We start from the raw sequence: 25,297 nt of genomic DNA, 5'->3' as shown, positions 1-25,297 counted from the left end.
TATTAGATATGCTTGGTAAGGTCCCTTATTTTGCTGCGCAACTGGTCTAAGTTACTTTGTTGCTGCTTCTGTTTTTCAATTTCCTCCAGCTGGTGCAGAAGGCTCTGCATCTCGGCCAGATAAGCGGCTCTGTCTTTCTTCAAGCCTGGGGGAAGGGCGTGTTCTCCTGCCTGTCCTTCTGTTTTAAACACATTGCCTTCTCCATAGATCACCCACCGCGAGTTAAGGTCGGGGAGCTTTTTCAGGAGGGCTACCAAATCATCCATACTGTACTCTTCCCCCTGCAGAATACAACCTACCGTTTCAGGAGGGGTTTGCGTGAGTACGCTTAACTGGTATACATCCAGCTCTTTTATACGCATGTAGAAGTTAAGGCGTGCACTGGTTTGCTGTAGGTTTATAGCCATGGTCTAAAAGTATATAGTAAGTACGGGATAACGGGCACATCTATATCTCAATACAAAGAAATGCCGTACGAGGAGCGATGTCATACCTACCCCTCATACGCAATAAGCGCGGGCTGTGTTAATGCCTGGGGCAAGTACGGCAAACGGACGTTTCTCTAACCATCTGAAACCCTTAGCAGTTACTGAATCATCCCTTAGAAGCATTTGGCAGCATGTCCCTTCTTAGGCCATTCAGGTCCAGGCTTCAGGTGGCTTTTTACACGGTTGGCGCCAAGTATTACAAACCGGGTTGAAAAGAGATTAGTGAAGTTTTGCTATATTTGCCATGATAATAGTAAGAAGGAAGAGATTCCTTCTATAATGAATGACCTTGTATGAAGACCCAGTTTGAGCCGTTGAATTTAATTATGTTAGTAGATGATGATGACACTACTAATTTTGTGAATACTCGGCTGCTTACCAAAATGGGGGCTGCCAAGGAGATTGTGGTGAAAAAGAACGGGGCCGAGGCCCTGGAGTATCTGCAGGCTTCTGCCAAAGGAGGGGTTCCTTACCCAGACCTTATCTTCCTAGATATTAAAATGCCGGTGATGGACGGGTTCAGTTTTCTGGATGAGTACCACAAGCAGAACCTTTCCAAGAACGGGAGTATGATTATCCTTATGCTTACCTCTTCGGCCAGTTTCTATGACCTGGAGCGCCTCAAAGACTATGATTCTGTGAAGAAACACTTCTCCAAGTCCTTAACCGAGAATGATATCAAAGACATTATGCAACAGTATTATAGTAAGTAAGTCTCTTTCCCGCTTACCCATAGAAAAAGGCACCCTTAACAGGTGCCTTTTTCTATGGGTAAGCGGGTGGTTTCTGCTACAAAAGCGTTGGTGTCTCCTTGGGCCAGGTAAAGTGCATGGCGGTGCCTCGGCCTTCAGACTGTATCCAGACTCTCCCTTTCTTCTCCTCCACAATCTTTCTTACAATGGCCAGGCCAATACCGGTGCTGTCTGGGTGGTTTACGTCATTGGTGGTCTCAAACAGTTCAAAGACTTTCTGGTGGTTTTCTTCTGGTACGCCCGGGCCGTCATCTGCCACCACAAACTCCCAATAGGTAGGGTGCTCTACCGTTTTCACCCACAGGTTGCCCTCGGGCCGGTCATGGTACTTTACGGCGTTGCTCAACAGGTTACTGAAGATCTGGCTCAGGTACACTTCCTCTGCCTCCATGACTGGCAATTCCTGATCTAAGGAGATATTAAATCCTTTGGGGATACTCAGGGAGCTGACAATGGTTTGCACCAGCTCATTCACGTTTACTGGCTGTTTCTGTATCTGCTGCCGGCCCGTGAGTGAATAGGCCAACACGTCTCTGATCAGGCTTTCCATGCGCCTGATCTGGAGCTGAACCATGGGCAACACGGCCTGCACGCCTTCTTTGTTGTCTTCTGCCATGTAATCTGAGACGGCGTCTACCAGGCCCACTATGTTGTGCAGCGGCGCTTTCAGGTCATGCGTGATGGTATGGGCAAATTCATCAAGGGTTTTATTGGCTTTCTCCAGTTGGCGGTTCTGGTTTTCCCGTTCCTGAAGCAGAGTGGTGACCTCATGGTGCGAGGTCTGGAGTTCCTGGTTCAGGTGCTGAATCTCCTGGAGCTGGTACTCCGCCTCAATAGTCCGTACCCGCAGCTGCTCCATCAGCTCAATCATCTGCATGTTCTGCCGCTTGATCTCGGCGTAGGGCGAGATGGCCGGCTCCAACATGAAATAGTCAGACCAGCCCTGGATAATGGACGGGTTGATGGGCGGGTGGTTGGCCGGAATGCGTTTGTGCATGCGTACCCGGGTGCCTTTGTTGAAATCACTCTCAATCTGGAGCAGGTCTACCAGTTTCTTGGAGCTGTAGATGCCCTGCCCTTTACCCCCGGTAGGCGTGTAGTTTCGGTCCAGAATATCCTGCAGGTTGGGTATGCCCCGGCCGCGGTCGGTTACGAAGGCCTCCAGGAAAAGCCCGCCCCGGTTTTGGACCATGCTGAACCTGATCAGGCCTTCGCCCACGTGCTCCAGCACGTTGCGGCAGATCTCAGAAACGGCCGTGGCAAACTTGGTCTGGGAGGCCAGCGGCAGCCCGGTCAACTCAGAAAGCTGCATGGTGCGTTTGTAGGCAAGCACCACGTCCAGTTCGTTCTGTAATTTTATGGTTATAATGGGTTGCTCCATAAGCGTAGTTAAACTGATGCGCGCACCACTACCACCAGGGTGTCATCTAAAGTACGGGTATTGTCTTTGTAGAGCATGGCCGCAATCAGGGTAGGATCATGCCTGGTCAGTTCAGGGTATTTACTCATGTCCCAGCGGCTTTTCAACCCGTCTGAGTGCATGACCATGAGGTGCCCCGGCGACCAGTCATGTTGCTGATCATTGATGGTAGTAGGCACATTCATGCCCAGCGTACCGTTGTAAGAGAGCATGTTTTTAAGCGTGCCAGAAAAGAAAAGGCGTCCGCTAATGTTGCCGATGCCGCAGTAACGCAGGCTAGCTGTCTCTGCGTTCCAATGGGCAATAGCGCCCACGGCGCCGCGGGTCCTTTTTATCTCAGCGTGTATGCCGCGCAGCATTTCTGCCGGGGTATGCTTGGGGTGCTGCTGAAAGGCGCGTATGCCCTGGAGCGAGGCCTCGTGGGCATGCTCGCCGTGGCCCAGGCCGTCTAACACCAACAGGTAGGCGCCCTGGTGTGAAAGACGCAGGGCCCAGCCGTCGCCGCTTACTTTCTCGCCGGGCTTGGGTACCATGACCGCCCCCACTTTAAAGGCATACTCGCTCCTGGCCGCCGATTTTGGGGCTTTGCCCTTGCGGTACACGCGGGAGAGAATAACGGTGCCTAAACCCCGCTGAGAATAAATATCAAAAAAATCTGACATCCGTTGAATGGCCCCCAGGCCCTGGCCCATGCTCCCGAAGGTAGAGACCCCGTCTTCCATCATGCGCCAGGGATCACTCATGCCGGGGCCGTTGTCCAGGCAGATCATCTCCATGCCTTCGGTGTGGCCTTTTTCATCATACATGGCCTTTACCAGCAGCTCACCCCCTTGCGTGGCGGTATGCTTAAGCAGGTTGGTGGCCATCTCTGAGATGATCAGGTTTACTTTGCCGGTCTCTGTCTCTGTAAGGCCATGCGCTTCGGCAATCTTGCCAATATCACGCCGTACAATGTTCAGAAAGCTTCTGTCTGTTAACGGAAAATGCTGGTGCGCCCCAAAATTAAAGTCCATTCTTCCACCGGATGATTGTAACGGTTGTGCCTTTGCCTACTTCGCTCTTGATACTGAAATCATTGACCAGTCGCTTGGCCCCGGGCAGGCCCAGGCCCAGGCTTTTGCCGGTAGAAAACCCATCTTTCATGGCCAGCGGAATATCTTCAATACCCGGGCCCTCATCCTGAAAGATGAGCCGTACCCCGGGTATGCTGTTTCTGCTGATGACCTCCAGATGGGTGATGCCCCCGCCTCCGTAGCGCAGCATGTTACGCACCAGTTCACTGGCGGCGGTAATAAGCTTGGTCTGGTTCACGAGGCTCATGCCAATCTTGGTGGCCACCTCCTTAATGCGGTTCCGGAATAAAACGACGTCTTGTTCTTTCTGGATGGAAATCTTCTCCTTAGATATAACTATCATAGAGCCCTTCCTCGTCAGTGTCTACCTGACCAATTTTCTCGCGGAGCAATTCCATGCCCTGCTCTACATCCAGGGCGGTGTGTACGCCAGAAAGGGTAAGCCCCAGTTCTACCAGGGTAATGGCTACGGCCGGCTGCATGCCCACTACCACGGTAGCGGCATCCATGATCTTAGACATAGAGGCAATGTTGCCTAAAATGCGCCCCATAAAGGAGTCTACAATGCTTACCGCCGAAATATCAATCAGCACGCCTTTGGCTTCTGTCTTACTGACCATGTTGATCAGGTCATTCTCCAGCGTGAGGGCCAGCCGGTCATACAGGTCTACCTGAATAGATACCAGCAAAAACGACCCCATCTTTAAAATAGGAATTCTTTCCATGTTGGCAGTAAGAGATTAAAAGCCCAGGTTCTTCTTCTCGCTGGACCGCGAAACCACAATATTCAGCATAGAGAAGGCCATCTTCAACGCGCTGGCCAGAGAGGCTTTGGTGTAGATGTTAGTAAGGTCAATGCCCAGGTGCACAATAGTCTGTGCAATCTCTGGCCTGATGCCACTGATGATACACTCGGCCCCCATGAGGCGAGCGGCGCTTACGGTCTTGATTAAATGCTGGGCTACCAGAGAGTCAACGGTAGGTACGCCAGAAATATCCAGAATGGCAATGCGGCTGCTGGTAGCTACAATCTCTTCCAGCAAGGCTTCCATTACTACCTGGGTGCGGGCGCTGTCAAGGGTGCCAATGATAGGCAGGGCCAGAATACCGTCCCATACTCTTATTACCGGGGTAGAGATCTCGCTCATCTCATTGGTCTGGCGCAGGATCACTTCTTCGCGGCCTTTGATATAGGTTTCCATGGTCACCAGGCTCAGGCTATCCAGGATCTTGTTCACAGAAATGATCTCACGGTACAGCGTGGCAGGATCGTTCTTCAGCTGGTCTTCCAGCATGTTGCTCAACACTTCCTTCAGGCTAAGAATGTAAGAGCTGGTCTCACGCGGAGAGAAACCCTGGCGCGCGCGGGTAATGGAAATCTCGTTCAGGATATCATGGATAGGCTCATAGTTCATAGAGTCTGTGTCTTCCGCATTGGGGCCGGCAAAGGCTTTGAGCAATGCGGTAAGGAACTCATCAGATTGCTGCTGAAGCTCAGACACACTCATAAGGTCATCGCGGAGGGCGGCGTCTTTGAGCTGGTTGTTCATCCAGGCTTCCATGATCTGTTTTTTCTTGCCTTTGAGGTAGGTGGCGGTGTCTTTGTTCATGCAGAGGTATGGTCAGGGTTTAGGGGCACATATTGCAAAAGCGTTTTAAGCCTGTTTTTTGGAAAGTAGCCCAAAACCAGAAGAAAAAGCTTTTGTAAAAGTAAGAAGATAAAACACAAGTCTTTGTTAAAAGAGCACATTTAATACGCCCGGCAAAAGCAAATTCCCTAACCTACACGCCAAGAAAAAGCCCGTCTGGTAAGACGGGCTTTTCAGGAAACGGCAAAAATAAGGTTACTCGGTTTTAAGGGACAGCACCGGATCTGAGAGGGCGGCGCGTAAGGCCTTCACGCTTACGGTGGCCAGGGCTATGAGCAGGGTTACGGCCCCGGCGGCTAAGAACACCCAATAGCTAAGGTCTATGCGGTAGGTAAAGCCCTTGAGCCACTGCTGCATAAAGTAATAGGAAATGGGCACCGCAATGACAAAAGCCAGCAATACCAGCTTCACAAAGTCTCTGGCGAACAGGCCCACAATACTGGCCGAGGAGGCGCCCAGCACTTTGCGTACGCCCACCTCTTTGGTGCGCTGCGTGACCATAAAAGCCACCAGCCCATACAAGCCCAGGCAGCCAATGAGAATGGCGATCACTGAAAAGATTTTAAACAGAGAGGACTGCCGCTGTTCTTCCTTGTAAAACTGGGCAATGGTGTCATCCAGGAACTCATAATAAAAAACATCATCTGGGTAGGCTGTAGACCACACCTTTTGCAAATGGGCTATGGCTGCTTTGGCATTCTTCTGCTCAATTTTAGCGGCTACCTGAAAGTAGAACTGGTTGAAAGAACTCATGATGACGGGCTCTATTTTGTCTCTGAGCGAACCCACATGGAAGTCTTTGATCACCCCCACAATGGGGCCTTTCACGGTGCCCCCATTCACGACAAGGCTCTTGCCAAGGACCTCCTGCGGGGCCTTGATGCCCAGCTTTCGCAGAAAGGTCTCATTCACCAGGAACTCCCGCATGGTATCACTGGGGGCGAACACCCGGCCGGCCACCAGCGGAATGTTGTAGGTTGTAAGGTAATGCTCATCGGCTAACTTGAAATTGGCCCCAATGCCGGAGTCTTTGGAGAAATCATCATACCGGAAACCCATGGAAACGGTAATGTCTGCTGAGGGGGGCGCCACGGCAAAGGAGGTGGATTTAATGGCCGAGTGGGCTTCCAGTTGGGGCCTTAGCGCCATCAGGTCTTTGGCCCTTCCGGTGGGCACCGGCATGACCACCACGGCCTCTTTGTCAAACCCCAGCGCGGCATTGTTGAAATACTCCATCTGGTTGTGCACCACAATGGTGCAGATGATCAACACCTGGCAGATGGTAAACTGCAATACCACCAGCGTGCGCCGCAAAGAAAGACCCGCCGTCTGGGCAGTGGCCACCTTGCTTTTAAGCGCCGAGATAGGCTGGAAACCAGACAAGATCAGGGCCGGGTAAAAGCCGGAGAACAGCGTCACCAACACCAGTACCAGGGCTAAATAGAGCAGCACGTCTGGGCTCTCAAAAATACGGAAGGCAATCTTCAGTTCCAGAAGTTGGTTCAGGTAGGGGAGCAGCAACTCTGTGAACATCACAGACAGTAAGAGCGCTACCAACGTGATGAGACCGGTCTCCGTTAAAAACTGGGTCATTAGCTGGGCTCTGTTGGCCCCCAATACCTTCCGCATGCCCACTTCCCTGGCCCGCCGCAGTGCCTGTGCCGTGGCCAGGTTCACAAAGTTAATGCAGGCCACCAGTACTAGAAACAGGCCAATAAGCCCCAGGGAAACCAGCGTGGTTTTGCTAATGGTTCTGTTGTTGAAATTGCCGTAACGGGCGTCATAGTGCATTTCCAGCAAGGGCTGTAATACCGCTCTCTCCTGGTTTCCCATGGTCTTGGCCCGGTACTGGCCAAGCAGCTGCGTGAGGTGCTTCTCTGCCTGGCTTACAGAGGCGCCGGGTGCCAGCGCCAGGTAAATCTGTTGGTTGCTGTTTACGCTGTTCCAGCCTTCCGGCTGAAAGGCGCTGAGTTTTTTGAAAGACTCATAAGAGGCCAGCATGATGAATGGAAAATCTGTGTTGGAAGGCGCGTCTGGAATCACGCCGGTCACTTTTAGATTGATGGTGTTGTTCATGCGCAAGACTTTGCCCACCGCTTCCTGCCCCGGAAAATACTTGGCCGCGATAGACTCTGTCAGGAGCACGGTATAGGGGTCTTTTAGGGCTTGCTGCAAATTCACCCCGTTGGTGGGGAAGTCAAACAAGTCAAAGAAGGCGGGTTCCACAAACAAGACGGCCTGACTCTCCCTGAACCGCTTAGGCGCCTCCTGGTCATTGGGAGAAGGGACCGTGAACGTGCCGCCTTGTTCCTGAAAAACTTGGGTGGCCGGTTTCAGTTCTGGCAGAGAAGACTGTAACACCGGCAGCAGCGGGAAAGGGCTGCCAGAGGAATGGCCTACCCCGTCTGGGCCCTGCATCTCCATGGTAAGCCGGTAGGTACGGTCAGCTTTGCTGTGGAAGGTGTCAAAGCTGGTCTCATACCTGATCACCAAAAACAAAAGCAGGCTGCAGGTAATACCCAGCGCCAAGCCCACCACATTTAGCGTAGTGTACCCCAGGTTGCGGCGAAGGGTGCGCACGGCCACTAACAGGTAATTCTTAAACATAGCGGAAGGGGTTAGAGAATGGCCAGCTCTTTCACGTTCTCAGAGATGATCTGCCCGTCAAACAGGTTCACAATGCGGTGCGCGTAGTCAGCGTCTGAGGGGGAGTGGGTGACCATGACAATGGTGGTGCCTTCTTCATTGAGGGTGCTCAGCAACTGCATCACCTCCTGGCCGTGGGCCGAATCCAGGTTACCGGTGGGCTCATCTGCCAGCAGGAGTTGGGGTTTGGAAATTACGGCCCGGGCAATGGCCACCCGCTGTTGCTGCCCCCCCGAAAGCTGCTGCGGGAAGTGGTTGCGGCGGTGGGCAATCTGCATCTGCTCCAGCACCTGCGCCACGCGCTGCTTCCGATCCGCGGCGCCCACCTTGAGGTAAATAAGCGGCAGTTCCACGTTTTCATACACCGTGAGCTCATCAATGAGGTTGAAGCTCTGGAACACAAACCCCAGGTGCTCTTTGCGCAGGTTGGCCCGCTGCCGCTCACTGAATTTGGAGATCTCCTGGCCCATAAAATAGAAGTCGCCGCCGGTAGGGTTGTCCAGGAGCCCGATGATGTTGAGCAGCGTAGATTTCCCGCAGCCCGAAGGACCCATAATGGCCAGGAACTCACCCTGCTTCACGTGCAGGTTCACGTTCACCAGTGCCGTGGTTTCCACCTCATCGGTGGTATATTTTTTCTGAAGGTTGACTGTCTTTACCATGGTTAGTAGCACATAATGTGTATCAAGTTACACGATTGAATTTGTCTTCTTTCTCGTCCCCTTTGAAGGGGGGTAGGGGGATGATGACGCTTACTTATTTCCCTTCCTTTATTCCTCTGTTTTTATCCCTGCCGCAAGTTTAGCGACAGCGTAACTTGTGGTTTTTTTTATTGTCAGTTTATCAACTGACGTGAGTTTTTAAACTCACTTTATAAGCACCCACAAGTTACGCTGTCGCTAAACTTGCGGGAGTGTATCAACTCATAACCCATAACTATCAAAGCTTACTTCAGCTCCAGTCTTTCCTTGTCATTGAAACTGTCATAAGAAGACACAATCACCTGCTCACCGGGCTTGAGGCCGTCCAGTACTTCATAGTACTCGGGGTTCTGGCGGCCCAGCCGAATGGGGCGTTTGGTGGCTACGTTTTCTGTCTCGTCCAGCACGTAGGCCCAGGCCCCGCCGGTGCTTTGGTAGAAGCCGCCCCTGGGCAGCAGGACCGCCGGGGCCGGGTCAGAGAGCTGGAGGCGTATCTGCAGGGTCTGGCCCCGCCGGATGCCTTGGGGTACCTTGCCTACAAAAGCCATGTCTACCGGAAACTTACCGTTGGTCACCTCAGAATACACCAGCGCAATCTCCAGCGGATAGGTCTCTCCGTTATAGGTGAAGCTGCCGCGTTGCCCGGCAAACACCCGGCTCACGTAATGCTGGTCAAGCTCGGCTTTCACTTTGAACCCGCTTAGGTCATCTATCTGCCCAATCACCTGCCCCGGCTGCACGGGCGTGCCCAACTCCACCTGAATAGAGGAAAGCTGGCCCGAGATGGGGGCTTTGATGTACAGATTTTTGAGGTTGTCTTCCATCATGCGCAGGTTGCGGCTGGTGCGGGCAATGGTGGTTTCCAGCTGCGCAATCTGCTGGCGCGCGTTGCTCTCCTCAAACTTCTGCGATTCCAGCTCAATGGCGCGTTCGGCTTTCAGACGCTCATAGTCGCGGCGGTAGTTGAAGAACTCCTGCTGTGATACCGCCTTGGCCTCATAGAGGGAGATGTTACGTTCATACATGTCTTTGGCGGCGTCTACCTGAGCATCTAGGGTGGCTAGCTTGCGCCGGAGGTTGAATTTGTTCTGCTGCAGGCTCAGCTTAGAGTTCTGCAGGTTGTTGATAAGGTCGTTCATGAGTGTTTCCTGGTTCATGAAGTCCAGTACCAGGCGGTGGTTGGTCAGTTTCAGGATGGGGTCACCCTGTTTCACGGGCTTACCACCCTCCAGGTACTTCTGGTCCACGGTGCCGCCTTCCACCGCCGGAATCAGGATGGTCTTGATGGGGTGCACCGTGCCGTCTACCGGGATAAACTCCTGGAAGGTGCCTTGGCTCACGGTGGCCAGGGTGATCTTGTCGGCTTCCACGTTCAGTTCAGAGCGGGTACCCCCGAACGCCAGCAGGTAGGCCAACAAAGCCAAAAGCGCCACTGCGGCCCCGTACCCGATGAGCTTCTTTAGCGTCCAGCGTTTCTTTTCAATGATCCGGTCCATGGGAGTGTATAATTTGCCTTCATCTTCGCCAATTGTTGTGCCAGGATTGTAAAACGTTGAATTACAGTGTATTGTGTAATGGGCCTGGGATTAAGTGTCCGGTGGCGTACAGTTTTTTGTCCGGGCCTGAACAGGTCAGCGCAGCCGCCGACCCACCTGTTTCCGTTTTGGGCCCTGTTTCCTGAAAACAGCCTCAAAACGCATTTGGTAAGTTTTCCTTTCTCCTATAAACCGGTCATTCCAGTCCGCAGATACATGAGCCTTGCACCCAAAAAAATAAAAAGGTGAAACTTTTATTTCTCAACAAATGTATATACAACAAATGTACATACATTTGTGCAATGGTTCTGCAGAAGGAACCCGTAAACAAGTTAAAACTAAAAATCTAATAAAGATGGCAACTACAAAATGGACCGTTGACCCCATGCACTCAGAAGTGCAGTTCAAGGTAAAACACTTAATGATCACCACCGTGACCGGCTATTTCCAACGCTTCCAGGTAGAAGCGGAGACCCCGGACGAGCAGTTCACCAATGCTAGCAGCGTGCGCTTCTCCGCCGATGTGCACTCCATCACCACCAACAACGTGCAGCGCGACACCCACCTGAAATCGGCGGATTTCTTTGACGCGGAGAACCACGGCGAGGTAACGTTTGTGGGCAGCAAGTACGAGCACGTGGGCGGCGACAATTACCAACTGCACGGCGACCTCACCATTAAAGGCGTGACCAAGCCAGTAACCGTACAAGTGGAGTTTGGCGGCATTGTGGTAGACCCGTACGGTCAGACCAAGGCCGGCTTTACCGTGAGCGGAAAGATCAGCCGCAAAGACTTCGGTCTTACCTGGAACGCCGTTACAGAGGCCGGCAGCGTGGTGGTAAGCGATGAGATAAAGCTGCATGCCGAAATCCAGCTGGTAAAGCAAAACTAAAGCCCAACCTGTTTTAAGGCCGTTTTTCAGAAAACAGCCCTAAAACGGGAAACAAGATTTTTCCTGGCTACTGCCCGTACCTACCTTAAAAAAACGATCATGACATCAGAGAGATTTGGCCTTAGTGAAAGGGGCGTGAAAGACATAGGTTGGCTAAAGAGCAATTTCGTCTTCAGCTTCTCCGGTCACTATAACCCGGTCAGGGCTGGCTTTGGGTTGCTGCGGGTGGTCAATGATGATTTCGTGCAGCCCCAAAACGGCTTTGGCCTGCATGCCCACGCCAACATGGAGATTATCTCTGTGATGCTGGCCGGCTCCATGAACCACATAGATTCATTGGGGTATAAAGAGGTGGTGCACAAAGACTGGGTGCAGATCATGAGCGCGGGCAGCGGCCTGCGCCATGAAGAGCACAACGTGGGCCAGGACCAGGTGAATTTCCTGCAGATCTGGATAGAACCCAAGCTGCAGAACATTACGCCCCGTTACCAGCGCCGTCATTTCCCGGAGGAAAAGCGCGTAAACCAGCTGGTGACCATTGTGAGCAACGAGGAAGGGCAGGGCCACTGCTGGATTAACCAGAACGCCAAGCTGGCGCTGGGGTATTTTGAGGCCGGCCAGACCTTGAGGTATACTTTTAACCCGGTGAACAAAGCCGTGTTTCTCTTCAACATCAGCGGTACGCTGGAGGTGAACGGGCAACCGCTGGCAGACCGCGAGGCCCTGGGTCTTTGGGACACCGCGCAACTAGAATTCACCTTTCCCCAGGAGAGCAGGTTTCTGCTCATAGAAACACCCATTAACCACTAAGAACCAACCGTCATGGAAAACAGAATTTTAGGCCTGCACCATATCACGGCCATTGCCGGCAGCGCCAAGAAGAACCTTGATTTTTACACCAAAACCCTGGGCCTTCGCCTGCTCAAGAAAACCGTCAATTTTGATGACCCCGGCACCTACCATCTCTACTACGGAGATGAAAAAGGCAGCGCTGGCACCGTGCTCACCTTCTTCCCTTACGAGGGCGCCCGCCGCGGAAGCTCCGGTACCGGCATGGCCACCAGCATTGGCTACGCGGTGCCCGAAGGCAGCTTTGATTTCTGGATGAAGCGCTTTGAGGCCCACAACGTCCTCTACAACAAACCCTCTGAGAAGTTCGGGGAGAAGTACCTGGCTTTTCTGGACCCAGACGGCCTGAAACTGGAGCTAGTCATCCCCAGGAACCCAGATAACCGCACGCCCTGGACCACCCAAGAAGTGAGCGCCGACGTGGCCACCAGAGGTTTTCACAGCGTGGCCCTTACCCTGAAAGATATCAAGGCAACCGCGGCTATCTTAACCGATATCTTTGGCTACACCCTGCTGGAGAAAAGCGGCAACCGCTACCGGTATATAACAGATGCGGTAGCCCACGCGGCCATCATTGACCTGGTGGAACTGCCCAATGAGGCCCGCGGCATTGGCGGGGCCGGCACCAACCACCACATCGCGTTCAGGGTGAAGGACGAGGCCACCCTCATGGAGTTTAGAAAGAAAGTAGCCGCCGCTGGCCACAACATCACCGAGAAGATTGACCGCAACTACTTCTATTCCCTGTACTTCCGGGAGCCGGGCGGGGTGCTATTTGAGATAGCCACCGACAACCCGGGCTTCGGTATTGACGAGGAATGGGACAAGCTGGGTTCCAGCCTGCTGTTGCCGCCGCAGTATGAGGCCAGCCGGGCCAAGATTGAGGCCGTTTTGCCTAGCTTAGACTAAGACACCCAGACAGGGCCAGGAGGAAACCGTTTCTTCCTGGCCTTTGTCTTTTGCTGTCCGTTTAAAACCGTTGCCATGGAACTTGACCTAAAAGACAACACCGCCGCCCACCGCTTTGAAACCACCCTGGAGGGCCATACCGCGTTTATCACCTACAAATTGCGGCCGGGCGTGATCACGGTGCTGCACACCGAGGTGCCGCCTGAACTAGAGGGCCGGGGCGTTGGCAGCGCTATGATCAAACACGTGCTGGAGCATATCGCCCTGGAAAACCTGAAGCTAGTCCCGCTATGCCCTTTCATGAAAGCGTACCTTAAAAAGCACCCCGAGTACCAATACCTGGTCAAAGAAAAAAGCTGAAGAACCCGTATAAGAAAAGCAGAACCTCTACGCCTCTATCACAAGTTTACCCAGCCCTGCCTATGACTTTCCATATTGATTTCAAAGGTGAAAAAGTGATTCCGGTAAGGGCGGGGCAAACCGTGCTGGACGCTTCTTTGGCGGCGGGCATTCCGCATTACCATGCCTGCGGCGGAAAGGGCCAGTGCACTACCTGCCGGGTATTGGTGTTGCACGGCAAGGAGCATCTCTCGCCCTTGTCTAGCTATGAGAAAACCATCAAAACCGTCCGCAAATTTCCGGATAATGTGCGGCTGGCCTGCCAGTCTTTTGTGACCGGCGAAGGGGTGCAGGTGCAACGCCTCATCAAAGATGACACCGACCGCTACATCTTCATCAACGGCGCCGAGGAAAGCAGCCTCACCGAGGTCATGGGCGTGCGCCGCAAGCTGGCTCTGTTCTTCATTGATATCCGTAACTTTACCCCGTTTATTGAGTCACATCTGCCTTTTGACGTGATCCATATCATGCGTCGCATCTTTACCTTGGTGCGCAATGCCATAGACCACTACGGCGGGCAGATCATTGACACCGCCGGCGACGGCCTGTATGCCGTTTTCGGGTTAGACTCCAAAATCAGGAAAGCCACCGAGGCCGCCGTGCTGGCGGGCATCAAGATTCTGGAGGATATTAAAATCTTCAACAACACGTACATGCGGCCTTACTTCCACCATGCCTTTGAAGTGGGCATTGGCGTGCACGTGGGCAAAGTAATCTATGGCAACGTAGGCATTGGCCTAAACAACAACCTCACCGTTATGGGCTATCCTGTGAACGTGGCCGCCCGGCTGCAGGCCGCTACCAAAGAACTAAACAACAGCTTTATCATTTCTGAAAGGGCTTACGGCCTGCTACGGAACCCGCCCTACGCCCCAGACGCCGCCCTCCTGAACCTTAAAGGCGTGAGCAAAGCCCTGGAGGTTCGCCTCATTGGAAAGCCTTATGAACACGGAGTGGCAGGCGAAACGCCAGCATAAAGAGCCGGATTTCTGTTTTAGGCCTGTTTTCCGGAAAACGGGCTTAAAACGAAGTTGCCATCCAATGGCTCAGAACTGTTCACCAGCGGACACTTTTTTGTTCGTCACCGGACACTTTCCTATCTATTGATTTCGTAAATTCACCTCGCCGGGCCCGATAAAGCCTTTCTGATGGTCTGGCATAGTTTAGGTTAACCGTTTGTACAACCTCAACCCAAACCGCCGTGGAACAGACCTTAGGTAAAATCCTGATCATTGATGACAACGAAGACATTCTCTTCTCTGCCAAGATGCTCCTGAAAAAGTATGCCCAGCAGGTGATCATTGAAAAAGACCCGCGTAAGATTCCCTTCCTCCTTAACCAGGATACTTATGATTTAATCTTGCTGGACATGAACTTCATGGAAGACACCACCAGTGGCAATGAGGGCTTTTACTGGCTCAAAGAAATTCTGGCCCGTGACCCCGCAGCGGTGGTGATTATGATCACGGCGTTTGGCGATGTGGAGATGGCGGTTAGGGCGTTAAAGGAAGGCGCCACCGATTTTGTGCTCAAGCCCTGGCAGAACGAGAAACTCATTGCCACGCTCTCGGCGGCGTCTAAGCTCAAAACCTCCTACAAAGAAATCTCCACCCTCAAGAAAGCCAACTCGGCGCTGGCCTCACAGCTGAGCCAGGGCGTAAACCTGGTCACCGGCAATAGCCCAGCCATGCAGCAGTTGCTTCATCTCATGAACCGAGTGGCCAAAACCGATGCAGACGTGTTGCTCCTGGGCGAGAACGGCACCGGTAAGGAAGTGATAGCCCGAACGTTGCACCAGCAATCGGCGCGTGCCGACAAAGTATTCATCTCCGTTGACATGGGTTCGCTCACTGAGACCCTCTTTGAAAGCGAATTGTTCGGGCACAAGAAAGGCGCCTTCACCGATGCCAAAGAAGACCGCATTGGCCGCTTTGAGATGGCCAATGGCGGCACGTTATTTTTAGACGAGATTGGCAACCTGTCCCTGGCCATGCAGGCCAAACTGCTCACCGTGTTGCAACGCCGCGAAGTCATCAGGGTAGGCACCGGTCAGCCCATTCCCATTAACGTGCGCCTGATCTGTGCCACCAACATGCCGCTGCAGCAGATGGTGCAGCAAGGGCGGTTCCGGCAAGATCTGCTGTACCGCATCAATACCATTGAGCTGCACCTGCCGCCGTTGCGTGAGCGCCTGGAAGACCTGCCGCTGCTGGTAGACTACTTCCTGAAACGCTACGCCCAGAAATACAAGCAACCCGCCAAAACGGTGTCGGCGGCGGCGCTGGAACGCTTGCGGCGCTATGACTGGCCCGGCAACATACGGGAGCTGGAGCACGTGCTGGAGCGGGCCTCTATCATCTCAGAGAACCAGGTGCTGCAGCCCCAGGATTTCTTCTTCCTGCAAACGCAGCAAAACACCCTGGCAGAGCCGCAGTCCCAGACGCATAACCTGGATGAGGTAGAGCGGGCCACGGTGGTCAAGGCCATGGGCAAGCACGACGGCAACATCTCCAAGGCCGCCAAGGAACTGGGCCTTTCCCGCGCCTCTTTGTACCGCAGGCTGGAGAAGTATGGGCTTTAAGAATTTCCGGCTGCAAGTGGTGGGGCGGGTGCTCCTGCTGGTGGTCTCTGTGTTCCTGTTTTTCAGGTTAGATTTTAAGGCCTCGCTGATGGCCACGCAGGTGGGGCTGGGCGTGTTGATTGTGGGGCAGACCATTGCGCTAATCGTCTACATTGAACGCACCACCAAGCGCCTCATCAAGTTTCTGAACACCATTAAGTACGATGATTTCTCTGAGGTTTTCTCCTCGCGCGGCGAGGGCAAAGTCTTTGACGAGCTCTACGCGCGCTACAATGACGTGATCAAAAAGTTCCGGGACATCAGGGCCGAGAAAGAGGCGACTACCCAGTACTTCCAGGCGGTGGTGCAGCACATAGGCATTGGTATTCTCACCTTCAAAAAAACGGGCGAAGTACAGCTTATCAACAATGCCGCCAAGCGCCTGCTGCAGGTCCCGCACCTCACCCATCTGGACCACCTTCAGGCAGACGCGCCCCATGTACGGGAACAGCTCCTGACGTTGCCGGCCGGGCAGAGCGTGGTTCTCAAGCTCAAGCACGGCAAGGAGCAGGTGCCGGTCTCTATTTTCATGGTGGACCTGGTCATGCGCGGCGAGGATTTTAGGCTGGCCTCCATCCAGAATATCCAGCGGGAGCTGGAGGAAAAAGAGATGGAAGCCTGGCAGAACCTCATACGCGTGCTTACCCATGAGATCATGAACTCCGTGACGCCTATCTCCTCCCTGGCCGGCAGCGTGGCCGCCGATATTGACGATTACCTGGAGGCGCAGCCCGGTACGCAGATCCAATTGCCCCGCGAGGAAACCGAAGACCTGGGCCTGGCCCTGAAAACCATTGAGAAAAGAAGCCAGGGCCTGGTGCGGTTCGTGCATGATTTCAGGAGCCTGGCGCGGGTGCCGGTGCCTAAAAAGCAACTGTTTGGGTTGCAGGAAATGTTCAAGGAGCTGCAGCTGCTGTTCCAGGAAGAACTGGCCCATGAGCATATTGGGCTGGAGGTAAACTGCCCCGCCACGCTGCAGGTGCTGGCAGACCGCCAACTGCTGGAGCAGGTCCTGATCAACCTCATCAGGAACGCCATCCATGCCCTGGCAGACCAGCCCGCCAAAACCCTGCAGCTAGATGCTTTCCCAGACCAGGACAGCCGGGTAGTGATACAGGTCACTGACAATGGCAGCGGCATTGCCGAAGAAGCCCAGGAGCAGATCTTTTTGCCTTTCTACACCACCAAACCTACCGGGACCGGCATTGGCCTGAGTCTGTCCAAGCAGATCATGCGCCTTCACAAGGGCACGCTTACGGTAAGCTCAGAACTGGGCATGGGTACCACGTTCACCCTGCGTTTTTAGCCTGTTTTCCGGAAAACGGGCTAAAAACAGAACTTTGGTCCTCTTTTGCTTTTTGGTCCTGCGGCGAGATTGGGCAGCAGCGTGGTGTGTAGGTGCCCGCTTTGGGGCCACCTGTTTTTGGGTTGTTTTGCTAAAAGCAGGCTCAAAACGGCTTTGGCAATATTCTTTCTGGCGGCAGATTTCTATCTTTCCTGGGTAAATATTTTGCTATGCCTTCTTTCTTCTTCCCCGGGTGCCGGAAAAGCGGGTCTTTGCTGCTTCTGCTGTTTTGTTTTTTCTCTGCTAGCGCTTTTGGCCAGGGAATGGGCAGTATCATAGGCACGGTAGTAGATGCCAATACCAAGCAGCCGCTGGGCTTTGCCACGGTCTTTATTGCCCAAACCACGTACGGCACCAATGCCGCAGAGAACGGAACCTTTAAACTGGCGGCGCTGCCTGCCGGAAGCCATGAGTTGGTAGTGTCTTTTCTGGGATATGAGTCTGTCTCGCATGCAGTAACATTGCAGCCCGGGCAGCAACTGTCCTTCCGGTTTGAGCTCTCGCCCAAGGCCAATGCGCTGCAGGAGGTGGTGGTGCGCGTTGACCCCGACTGGAAAGGCAACTATGAAACCTTCTTCCAGAATTTTATTGGCAGAAGCCCCAACGCCGCGGCCACGGAGATTGTGAACGCCAATGCCCTGCACTTTAAATTTGACGCCCAGGAAAGTACCCTCACCGCCGAGGCCGACGAAGAACTGGTCATTGAGAACAAGGCCCTGGGCTATAGGCTGTATTTCGGGCTGAAGGCCTTTGAGATGAGTTTTAAAGACAAGCGGGTTTTCCATGCGGGTTACCCCAGGTTTGTGGAGATGAAACCCCGGAGCAAGGCGCAGCAGAAACGCTGGGCCGCCGCCCGCCTAAAGGCGTATCGGGGCTCCATGATGCACTTTGGGCGGGCGCTCTATGCGCAGAACCTGGAGGCCGAAGGCTTTAACGTGCGCAAGCTGCGCCGCATTCCTAACCCCAACCGTCCGCCAGAGCAAGAGATCCAGGCCGGTATCAGGCGGGCCAGGGCCCAGAGCAAAGGGATGGTGGTTACCTATGTTAAACCCGGTCGGCCCGAAGATAGCCTGAGCTACTGGCTGCGCATGTCCCGCCTGGACAAGCAGGTGGCCCAGTTGTTCACCGGCGCCATTCCCTATGACCAGCTTATCCGGAAAGACACCTCCACTGGCCAGACCCGGCTGCAATTCACAGATTTCCTGAACGTGGTCTACACTAAAGAAAGGGAAGAGGCCGGGTTTCTGAGCCAAAATACCTTTGGTGCGCGCCGTACCCCTACCTGGCAAACGTCCTTACTCACCTTGCTGGAGCCCTACACGTTTCTGGAGCCCACGGGCATGATCCTGAACCCGTATTCCCACCTGATAGAGGGCTACTGGGGCTGGGAAAAGCTGGCCGAGATGCTGCCTCTGGACTATACCCCGACGGCGAAATAGGACCCCTTTCCCCGTTTTTATGGCGCCGTAACCCGCTTTAGTTAAAATGTGACTATAAAAAGCCAGGGTTAGCTTTTCAACTCATCAATAATTTTAATTTTTTTAGATGAAATTAAAATTATAATTATCTTTAGTCCATATAAAGGTTGAATCTGCGAGAAAGCACGTCCTGTTTATTTGTTTAAACAACAGTCCATTACCATTTGCCAGGGCAAGCAGCACTTTCAGAATACCATATTTTATTTCGGTAATAAATTACTTAGTCATATTCATAAAGAAGCGGCCAGTGTTTGATTCGCCTATTTAAATAGAACCTGGCATACTATAACTATAAACTAAATTCTATACTAAACCTTTACTAATCCCTTTCTTTTATGCTCCCTTCCATCCCCTTCCAGGCAAGGCTATTGCTGGCTGCCCTCTTCTGTGCGTTCCATTTTTCCGCCTCGGGCCAAGAGGCACCGGTTAAGTTTGGCAAGGTGACGGAAGAGGAACTCAAGATGAAAGCTTACGCCAAAGACACCAGCGCCGCCGCCGTTATCCTAGCCGACTATGGCCGTTCTTATTTTACCTATGCCAGTGATTTCAAGGTGAACTTTGAGCGCGTTATCCGTATCAAGATCCTGAAGAAAACCGGCTATGACTGGGCCAACATGGTGGTGCCTTACTACCAGAAAACGGGCGTGGGGAAAGAGCAGGTGAGTAACATCAAAGGGGTTACCTACAACCTGGAAGACGGCAAAATAATGAAAGTGAAAATGGACGACAAAGCCATTTTTGACGAAAAGGAATCTGCCAACTGGTCCAACAAAAAATTCACCCTGCCGGCCGTGAAAGAGGGCTCCGTATTGGAGATCTCCTATGCCATCACCTCAGACTTTCTCTTTAACCTCCGTGACTGGACGTTCCAGCGCTCTATCCCGGTGGTGCATAGCGAGTACCGGGCCTCTATCCCGGAGTATTACCAGTACAAGCACATACCGCAGGGCTATGAGCCGTTTGCGGTGAATGAGGCCCTGCCCGGCACCATGAACTTTACCGTGACCTGGAGCAGCTCCGTGGAGCCTGGGTTGAGAGGTGGCCGCACGGCTGGTGGTTCAGAGATGGTAAACGCCGCCTGCGTGAACCACAGATGGGTCATGAAAGATGTGCCCGCCATCACCTCTGAGGCCTATATCACCACGCTGAATGATTACGTGTCTAAAGTGGAATTTGAGCTGGAATGGATCAGGTACCCCAACCAGATAGCCAAACGGATTGCCGGTAACTGGACTTCCCTCACCGACGACTTAATGGCCGAGGAGAGCTTTGGTCTGCAGTTGAACCGCACCGGGTTCTTCAAAAACGAGGTGGCCTCCATGCTGGCCATCAAAGATTCTGTTGACCGCTTAAATGCCGTGTATGAGTTTGTAAAGAAGTCTGTGAAGTGGAACGGGCAATCTGGAAAATACGTGACCAGCAGCCTTCGCAAAGCCTTTGACGCCAAAACGGGCAACGTAGCCGATATTAACCTGATGCTGGTAGCTATGCTGCGCGACGCCGGGTTTGAGGCCCACCCGGTGATCTTGAGTACCCGTGACAATGGCCGCGCGCCCCACACCCCGGTATTAAGCCGCTTCAACTATGTGGTTGCCTACGCCAAGATTGGTGACAAAACCATTTTGATGGATGCCACAGATCCTTTGATGCCGCTGGGGTACCTGCCCAAGCAATGCCTGAACGGGCAAGGCTGGCTGGTGGCCAAAAACGCGGGTGATTGGGTAGCCTTGAAATCAGGGGACCGTACCACCGAGTTACTGAGCGCAGAATTGCAGATTTTACCTACGGGGGTTTTAACCGGCAAAGTTAGCCAGTCTACCAGCGGTCTTTGGGCCGTGAGCCAGCGCCGCAATGTGCAGGAAGCCGGCGAAGAGAAGTTCCTGAAAGGAATTGCCGGTAGCCAGAACCTGCTGGAGCGCAAAAAGCCGGTGCTGCAGAACCTGAAAGAATACCAGAAGCCGTTCGGTCTGCAGTATGAAGTGTCCAGCCCCGAAGAAACCCAGAACAAAGACATCATCTACCTGAACCCTATGTTGCTCAAGGCCCAGCAGGAGAACCCTTTCAAGCTGGCCACCCGCAAATACCCCGTAGATTTCGCGCAGCCTACAGAAGAAGTGTATGTCTGCAGCTTTACCATTCCTGACGGCTACGCGGTAGAGGAAATGCCCAAAAGCATCTCGCTGGTGTTGCCGGAAAACGGCGGAAAATTCACCTATGTGCTCCAGAACCAAGGCAATAAGATACAAATCATGAGCAAGATGAGCATCAATAAATCTGTGTTCTACGCCGAGGAATATTCCTTCCTGAAGGAGTTCTATACCCAGATGGTGGCCAAGCACGCCGAGCAGATTGTATTGAAGAAGAAAGGGTAATCGCGTTTCAGGCTTATTTTCTTTAAAACCATGCAAAACCGGCTGATACTACTGCTGCTCACCGTGCTGGTGGGCAGCAATGCCTGGGCAGGCGAGGCTCCTTTTTTCCCTGCGTTCACCATTAATGCCACCTTGTCTAAGGGGGCCAATGCGGTGGTGCGTTCTGAGGAGACCGTTTTCACCGTCAACTCCACCAAGTCTGCCACTGAGAAGGTGAGACGGGTGGTGACCGTTCTCAATGAGGAAGGCAAAAGGCACGCCCGCCTGGTATTGCCTTATGACCAACTCATTAAAGTGGACTATATCAAAGTCACGGGGTATGATGCAGTAGGCAAAAAGGCAAAGACCCTCAAGACCTCTGACATTAAGGATTACAGCAACACCAGTGATTTTTCGCTTTATGAAGATAACCGGTTGAAAGTGGCCGACCTGACCTCTGACGTGTACCCCTACACCATTGAGATAGAGTACCAGACCACCTCCAGCAACATGTTGTTCTACTCCGGCTGGACACCCCTAGACGCTGAGAAACTGGCCGTGGAAAGAGCGTCTTTTCAGGTGACCATGCCTGCCAATATGCCTTTGCGGTATTTGGAGCAACTGGTACCGGAAAAAGTGACCATTCAGCAGGTAGGCACGCAGCAAACCTACAAGTGGCAGGTGAAAGACCTGGCGCCGGTAGAAAGGGAGCCGTACGGCCCGTCTTTTTTTGAGTTGGTTCCCCGGGTGCGTACCGCCCCCGCCACTTTTGAGGTGCAAGGCTACGCCGGTACCTCAGAGACCTGGAAAAGCCTGGGTGAGTGGCAGAATAAACTGAACGCCGGCCGTGATGTGATCCCTGAGGCTACCAGACAGCAGATCGCGAACATGGTCAAGGCCTTGCCTACGCAGGAGGAAAAGATAAAGGCCGTGTACGAGTTCATGCAGAACAAGACCCGCTACGTCTCTATCCAGTTGGGTATAGGAGGCTGGCAGCCGTTTGAGGCCACCATGGTAGACAGCAAGGGCTACGGAGACTGCAAGGCGTTAAGCAACTACACCAAATCTTTGCTGGAGGCCGCGGGCATTAAAAGTTATTTCGCCCTCATTGATGCCGGGGACAACAACCGCACCATGCTGCCTGATTTTGCCAACATGCAGTTTAACCACGTGATCCTGTGTGTGCCTACCGCAAAAGACACCGTATGGCTGGAGTGTACCAGCCAGATGGCCGACATGGGCTATACCGGTTCCTCTACAGGCGATAGGTACTCTCTGCTCATTACCCCGGAAGGCGGTAAGCGCGTGTCCACTCCCCGTTTCACGGCCAAGGATAACAGCCAGACTCGCACGGTGCAGGTAAAATTGAATGCCCAGGGCGGCGGCAGCGGGGTTGCAGTGACCAATTATGCCGGTATTCAGCATGAAGACAGAACCGGGGTACTACAGAACTACAAGCCAGAAGAGCAACTCAAATGGCTCTACAAGAACACCCAGATACCAGCCTTTGAGATAAAGAACTTCAAGCTGGATAAAGTGAAAGACCAACCCAAACTGAAAGAGGAACTGCAGCTGGAACTACCCCGGCTGGCCTCCGTGAGCGGGAAACGTCTCTTTATCACGCCCAATCTCATGAACCGCTGGAACAGTGCCCCCACCCTCCAGGAGACCCGCACCCATGAGGTAGTCTGGAACATGTCTTTCCATGACGTAGACAGCGTGGAGTACGAGATACCGGCAGGGTATAGAGCGGAGAGCATGCCGCAACCGGTCAAGATTGCCTCTGTATTTGGGGAGTACCAGGCGCAGGTGCAGATGAAAGGCAACAAACTGGTGTATGTGCGCCAGCTTACCATGCACAAAGGCCGGCATGCCGCGGCCAAATACGCTGAGCTGGTAAACTTTCTTAAGCAGGTATCCAGGGCAGACCAGCAGCAGGTGGTGTTAGCCGCAGAAACCACCTAAGTTTTCAGGAAGGGGCGCTGCGGAAAAAATGCAGTGCCCTTTTCCCTTTCTTTATGGCCGGTGCAAGGCCAATCCTTTCTTTGATTAAATACCCGTTTCTTATGAGTACAACCAGGCTTTTACAGCAAGGTCTTTTGGTGCTGCTGATCCTGTTGGGCGTAAATACCCCGGGCTTCTGTGAGCAGGATCCCTTTAAACTGGGGCAGGTCACGCCAGAAAACGTGAAGATGACCTCGTACGCCCCAGACACCAGTGCCGCCGCCGTGGTGCTATATGACCTGGGGGAGTCTTCTTTTCTCTTCAATGACAACACCCAATTACAATTCAAACGCATTATCAGAATCAAGATCCTCAAGAAGAACGGCCTGGACCAGGCCAACTTTCTTATCCCTTATTTCAGGAAGGGGGATGGCAGAAAAGAGGAAGTGTCAAACGTGAAGGGCTTTACCTATAATCTGGAGAACGGGGAAATGGTGAAACTCAAGCTGGACGACAAAGCCATTTTTGACGAAAAGCAGGATGCCAACTGGTACCTGAAAAAACTCACCATGCCCGGGGTGAAAGTGGGGTCTGTGGTGGAACTGACCTACACCATCAAATCAGACTTTTTCCAGCTCCTGCGGGAGTGGGAGTTCCAGCACACCATACCGGTGCAGTGGAGCGAGTACCGGGTAGGTATGGTGCCTTTCTATGAGTATAGCCAGGCCAGGTATGGGCTTCATCCGTTTCACATAAAAGAAGCCAATGTGGTCAGAAAAACGGTACCCATTTCCTGGAAGACAGGGGTGGGCTTAGCTCAGGTAGATAAAAGTGGCTCTCTCAGCATGTCGGTGGTGAATTACCGGTGGGTTATGAAAGAGGTGCCCGCTTTTACCGCAGAGCCCTATCTGTCCAGCGCTAAAGACTATCTTTCAAAACTGGAGTTTGAGCTTTCCAAGGTGCAGTACCCAGATGAAAAGCCCCAGTACGTGTCCGGTGACTGGGAAAGCTTTACCAAAGAACTGCTCAAGGAAGAGGAATTCGGGGGCCAATTAGCCAACACGGCCTTCCTTAAAAAGACCGCCGAAGGTTTAGTGGCCGGCAAAATAGAGGCGCTGGAGCAGGTAAAGGCTGTGCTGGAACACGTAAAAACCAACATGCACTGGAACGGCAGGCACCGCATCTACACAGAAAACCTGCGCAAGGCCTATGACAGCCGGCAAGGCTCTTCCTCTGAGGTGAACCTGCTGTTGACAGCCCTGCTCCGCGAAGCGGGATTAGACGCCAACCCTATGCTGGTGAGCACCCGGGACCATGGCAAGCCTTTGGTGGGTTCGCCCATGCTCAGCAAGTTTGATTACGTGATCTCCCAAGTAACCGTGGGGGGAAAGAGCTACTTGTTAGACGCCACCGAGAAAGATCTGCCCTTTGGTATGCTGCCTTTGCGGTGCCTTAACGGGCAAGGCTGGGTAGTGCAGGCGCCCGCCGGAAAGTGGGTTCCCCTTCTGGGCACAGAGAAAAACTCACAACTGGTGTCTGGTCAGCTTAAGATCCAGTCTACCGGCGCGGTCACGGGTACCCTTACCGAGGATTACCTGGGCGTGCCCGCCTTACTGGCCCGCTCTTCCATCAGGAGCACAGGGCAGGAAACCTATATCAAAGAGTTCGGTAACGCCGGTCCGGACTGGGTGAGGCAAGGGGTGAAGATCCAGAACCTGGAAAACCTGCAACAACCGCTCAAAAAGGAATACCAACTGAACCGAACCGGAGACACCAGCCCCGCCGCCCTGCTGTACCTTTCCCCCATGGTCACGCATGCCCTGACCGAGAATCCGTTCAAGCTGGCGACCCGGCAGTATCCCATTGACTTCGGTACGCCGGTAGACGAGACCTATCTGTTCAAGTACCAATTACCTGACGGGTATGAACTGGAGGAGATGCCGCAGCCGGCCTCTGTCACGTTGCCCGGCGGTGCCGCCAAATTCACCTATGTGGCCCAAATGGTAGACGGCCAACTGCAGGTATTAAGCAAATTAAACATCAGTAAAACTACTTTCAATGCAGAGGAGTACGGCAACCTTCGGGAGTTCTACAGCCGCATGGTGGCCAAACACGCCGAGAAGATTGTGCTAAAGAAGAAGATATAGGCTGCCAGCCTAATCGTTGCCTAAGCTCCTTTGGCGTTAATGCCGTATATTGCCGCCGGTTACAAAAGAAGCCTTGCTCTGGAGCAAGGCTTCTTTTGT

General features: G+C 53.2%; 21 protein-coding genes. 12 read left to right on the top strand and 9 right to left on the bottom strand.

Annotated elements, in window-relative coordinates:
• Window positions 1-2: 2 nt before the first annotated feature.
• Entirely contained in the window at window positions 3-407 is a 405-nt protein-coding gene (locus TH63_RS17210; protein WP_048922040.1) for a hypothetical protein, read from the bottom strand.
• Between the two features lie 374 nt (window positions 408-781).
• Between TH63_RS17210 and TH63_RS17205 the strand changes: the two genes are divergently transcribed.
• A complete protein-coding gene (locus tag TH63_RS17205; RefSeq protein ID WP_048922039.1) occupies window positions 782-1,201 on the top strand; it encodes a response regulator in 420 nt (139 codons plus the stop codon).
• A gap of 76 nt (window positions 1,202-1,277) precedes the next feature.
• Here the strand turns inward: TH63_RS17205 and TH63_RS17200 are convergent, their stop codons facing one another.
• The 8 genes from TH63_RS17200 to TH63_RS17165 all read right to left on the bottom strand — a co-directional run bounded on the left by TH63_RS17200 (window position 1,278) and on the right by TH63_RS17165 (window position 10,225).
• Window positions 1,278-2,621, bottom strand: a complete 1,344-nt coding sequence (locus TH63_RS17200; RefSeq protein WP_048922038.1) for a sensor histidine kinase — start codon at window positions 2,619-2,621, stop codon at window positions 1,278-1,280.
• Window positions 2,622-2,629: 8 nt separating this feature from the next.
• On the bottom strand, window positions 2,630-3,673 hold the full coding sequence (locus TH63_RS17195; RefSeq protein WP_048922037.1) for an ATP-binding protein: 1,044 nt from the start codon (window positions 3,671-3,673) through the stop codon (window positions 2,630-2,632).
• Entirely contained in the window at window positions 3,663-4,076 is a 414-nt protein-coding gene (locus TH63_RS17190) for an anti-sigma regulatory factor (RefSeq protein ID WP_197088583.1), read from the bottom strand. The genes TH63_RS17195 and TH63_RS17190 overlap by 11 nt, the downstream gene beginning before the upstream one ends.
• On the bottom strand, window positions 4,060-4,458 hold the full coding sequence (locus tag TH63_RS17185) for an STAS domain-containing protein (protein ID WP_048922036.1): 399 nt from the start codon (window positions 4,456-4,458) through the stop codon (window positions 4,060-4,062). Before TH63_RS17185 ends, TH63_RS17190 begins: the two co-directional genes overlap by 17 nt.
• 15 nt (window positions 4,459-4,473) lie before the next feature.
• On the bottom strand, window positions 4,474-5,343 hold the full coding sequence (locus TH63_RS17180) for an STAS domain-containing protein (RefSeq protein ID WP_048922035.1): 870 nt from the start codon (window positions 5,341-5,343) through the stop codon (window positions 4,474-4,476).
• 234 nt (window positions 5,344-5,577) lie between these two features.
• The gene (locus TH63_RS17175; protein ID WP_048922034.1) at window positions 5,578-7,989 is read right to left on the bottom strand and encodes an ABC transporter permease; all 2,412 of its coding nucleotides are present in this window, start codon (window positions 7,987-7,989) and stop codon (window positions 5,578-5,580) included.
• A gap of 11 nt (window positions 7,990-8,000) precedes the next feature.
• The gene (locus TH63_RS17170; RefSeq protein WP_048922033.1) at window positions 8,001-8,690 is read right to left on the bottom strand and encodes an ABC transporter ATP-binding protein; all 690 of its coding nucleotides are present in this window, start codon (window positions 8,688-8,690) and stop codon (window positions 8,001-8,003) included.
• A gap of 284 nt (window positions 8,691-8,974) precedes the next feature.
• Complete coding sequence (locus TH63_RS17165) at window positions 8,975-10,225, bottom strand: efflux RND transporter periplasmic adaptor subunit (protein ID WP_048922032.1); 1,251 nt, start codon at window positions 10,223-10,225, stop codon at window positions 8,975-8,977.
• Between the two features lie 394 nt (window positions 10,226-10,619).
• Between TH63_RS17165 and TH63_RS17160 the strand changes: the two genes are divergently transcribed.
• From TH63_RS17160 to TH63_RS17110, 11 genes are all read left to right on the top strand, one after another.
• Entirely contained in the window at window positions 10,620-11,156 is a 537-nt protein-coding gene (locus TH63_RS17160; protein WP_048922031.1) for a YceI family protein, read from the top strand.
• 99 nt (window positions 11,157-11,255) lie between these two features.
• On the top strand, window positions 11,256-11,966 hold the full coding sequence (locus TH63_RS17155; protein ID WP_048922030.1) for a pirin family protein: 711 nt from the start codon (window positions 11,256-11,258) through the stop codon (window positions 11,964-11,966).
• A gap of 12 nt (window positions 11,967-11,978) precedes the next feature.
• Window positions 11,979-12,914, top strand: a complete 936-nt coding sequence (locus TH63_RS17150; RefSeq protein ID WP_048922029.1) for a ring-cleaving dioxygenase — start codon at window positions 11,979-11,981, stop codon at window positions 12,912-12,914.
• Window positions 12,915-12,989: 75 nt separating this feature from the next.
• Window positions 12,990-13,274, top strand: coding sequence for a GNAT family N-acetyltransferase (locus tag TH63_RS17145; RefSeq protein ID WP_048922028.1), 285 nt, complete (start codon window positions 12,990-12,992; stop codon window positions 13,272-13,274).
• Between the two features lie 62 nt (window positions 13,275-13,336).
• Window positions 13,337-14,290 (top strand): adenylate/guanylate cyclase domain-containing protein, encoded by a 954-nt coding sequence (locus tag TH63_RS17140; RefSeq protein WP_048922027.1) that lies wholly within the window; start codon window positions 13,337-13,339, stop codon window positions 14,288-14,290.
• A 224-nt stretch (window positions 14,291-14,514) separates the two neighbouring features.
• Window positions 14,515-15,894 (top strand): sigma-54-dependent transcriptional regulator, encoded by a 1,380-nt coding sequence (locus TH63_RS17135; RefSeq protein WP_048922026.1) that lies wholly within the window; start codon window positions 14,515-14,517, stop codon window positions 15,892-15,894.
• Window positions 15,884-17,239, top strand: a complete 1,356-nt coding sequence (locus TH63_RS17130; RefSeq protein WP_048922025.1) for a sensor histidine kinase — start codon at window positions 15,884-15,886, stop codon at window positions 17,237-17,239. The genes TH63_RS17135 and TH63_RS17130 overlap by 11 nt, the downstream gene beginning before the upstream one ends.
• 302 nt (window positions 17,240-17,541) lie before the next feature.
• Window positions 17,542-18,717, top strand: a complete 1,176-nt coding sequence (locus tag TH63_RS17125; RefSeq protein ID WP_197088582.1) for a carboxypeptidase-like regulatory domain-containing protein — start codon at window positions 17,542-17,544, stop codon at window positions 18,715-18,717.
• A gap of 374 nt (window positions 18,718-19,091) precedes the next feature.
• Window positions 19,092-21,128 (top strand): DUF3857 domain-containing protein, encoded by a 2,037-nt coding sequence (locus TH63_RS17120; RefSeq protein WP_048922023.1) that lies wholly within the window; start codon window positions 19,092-19,094, stop codon window positions 21,126-21,128.
• Window positions 21,129-21,158: 30 nt separating this feature from the next.
• The gene (locus tag TH63_RS17115) at window positions 21,159-23,072 is read left to right on the top strand and encodes a DUF3857 domain-containing protein (RefSeq protein ID WP_048922022.1); all 1,914 of its coding nucleotides are present in this window, start codon (window positions 21,159-21,161) and stop codon (window positions 23,070-23,072) included.
• A gap of 101 nt (window positions 23,073-23,173) precedes the next feature.
• The gene (locus TH63_RS17110; protein WP_197088581.1) at window positions 23,174-25,198 is read left to right on the top strand and encodes a DUF3857 domain-containing protein; all 2,025 of its coding nucleotides are present in this window, start codon (window positions 23,174-23,176) and stop codon (window positions 25,196-25,198) included.
• Window positions 25,199-25,297 lie beyond the last annotated feature (99 nt).

Origin of the sequence: Rufibacter radiotolerans (assembly GCF_001078055.1) — a bacterium.
In the GTDB taxonomy this organism is placed as follows: Bacteria; Bacteroidota; Bacteroidia; order Cytophagales; family Hymenobacteraceae; genus Nibribacter; species Nibribacter radiotolerans.
This window is presented reverse-complemented; position numbering and strand designations above follow the sequence as displayed.

Excerpts from the sequence above, each read along its gene's own strand:
- TH63_RS17155 (WP_048922030.1), top strand. The coding sequence starts at position 11,256 with ATGACATCAGAGAGATTTGGCCTTAGTGAAAGGGGCGTGAAAGACATA.
- TH63_RS17140 (WP_048922027.1), top strand. The coding sequence starts at position 13,337 with ATGACTTTCCATATTGATTTCAAAGGTGAAAAAGTGATTCCGGTAAGG.
- TH63_RS17200 (WP_048922038.1), bottom strand. The coding sequence starts at position 2,621 with ATGGAGCAACCCATTATAACCATAAAATTACAGAACGAACTGGACGTG.
- TH63_RS17170 (WP_048922033.1), bottom strand. The coding sequence starts at position 8,690 with ATGGTAAAGACAGTCAACCTTCAGAAAAAATATACCACCGATGAGGTG.
- TH63_RS17120 (WP_048922023.1), top strand. The coding sequence starts at position 19,092 with ATGCTCCCTTCCATCCCCTTCCAGGCAAGGCTATTGCTGGCTGCCCTC.
- TH63_RS17115 (WP_048922022.1), top strand. The coding sequence starts at position 21,159 with ATGCAAAACCGGCTGATACTACTGCTGCTCACCGTGCTGGTGGGCAGC.
- TH63_RS17175 (WP_048922034.1), bottom strand. The coding sequence starts at position 7,989 with ATGTTTAAGAATTACCTGTTAGTGGCCGTGCGCACCCTTCGCCGCAAC.
- TH63_RS17185 (WP_048922036.1), bottom strand. The coding sequence starts at position 4,458 with ATGGAAAGAATTCCTATTTTAAAGATGGGGTCGTTTTTGCTGGTATCT.
- TH63_RS17150 (WP_048922029.1), top strand. The coding sequence starts at position 11,979 with ATGGAAAACAGAATTTTAGGCCTGCACCATATCACGGCCATTGCCGGC.
- TH63_RS17195 (WP_048922037.1), bottom strand. The coding sequence starts at position 3,673 with ATGGACTTTAATTTTGGGGCGCACCAGCATTTTCCGTTAACAGACAGA.
- TH63_RS17125 (WP_197088582.1), top strand. The coding sequence starts at position 17,542 with ATGGGCAGTATCATAGGCACGGTAGTAGATGCCAATACCAAGCAGCCG.
- TH63_RS17190 (WP_197088583.1), bottom strand. The coding sequence starts at position 4,076 with ATGATAGTTATATCTAAGGAGAAGATTTCCATCCAGAAAGAACAAGAC.
- TH63_RS17110 (WP_197088581.1), top strand. The coding sequence starts at position 23,174 with ATGAGTACAACCAGGCTTTTACAGCAAGGTCTTTTGGTGCTGCTGATC.
- TH63_RS17205 (WP_048922039.1), top strand. The coding sequence starts at position 782 with ATGAAGACCCAGTTTGAGCCGTTGAATTTAATTATGTTAGTAGATGAT.
- TH63_RS17210 (WP_048922040.1), bottom strand. The coding sequence starts at position 407 with ATGGCTATAAACCTACAGCAAACCAGTGCACGCCTTAACTTCTACATG.
- TH63_RS17160 (WP_048922031.1), top strand. The coding sequence starts at position 10,620 with ATGGCAACTACAAAATGGACCGTTGACCCCATGCACTCAGAAGTGCAG.
- TH63_RS17130 (WP_048922025.1), top strand. The coding sequence starts at position 15,884 with ATGGGCTTTAAGAATTTCCGGCTGCAAGTGGTGGGGCGGGTGCTCCTG.
- TH63_RS17165 (WP_048922032.1), bottom strand. The coding sequence starts at position 10,225 with ATGGACCGGATCATTGAAAAGAAACGCTGGACGCTAAAGAAGCTCATC.
- TH63_RS17180 (WP_048922035.1), bottom strand. The coding sequence starts at position 5,343 with ATGAACAAAGACACCGCCACCTACCTCAAAGGCAAGAAAAAACAGATC.
- TH63_RS17145 (WP_048922028.1), top strand. The coding sequence starts at position 12,990 with ATGGAACTTGACCTAAAAGACAACACCGCCGCCCACCGCTTTGAAACC.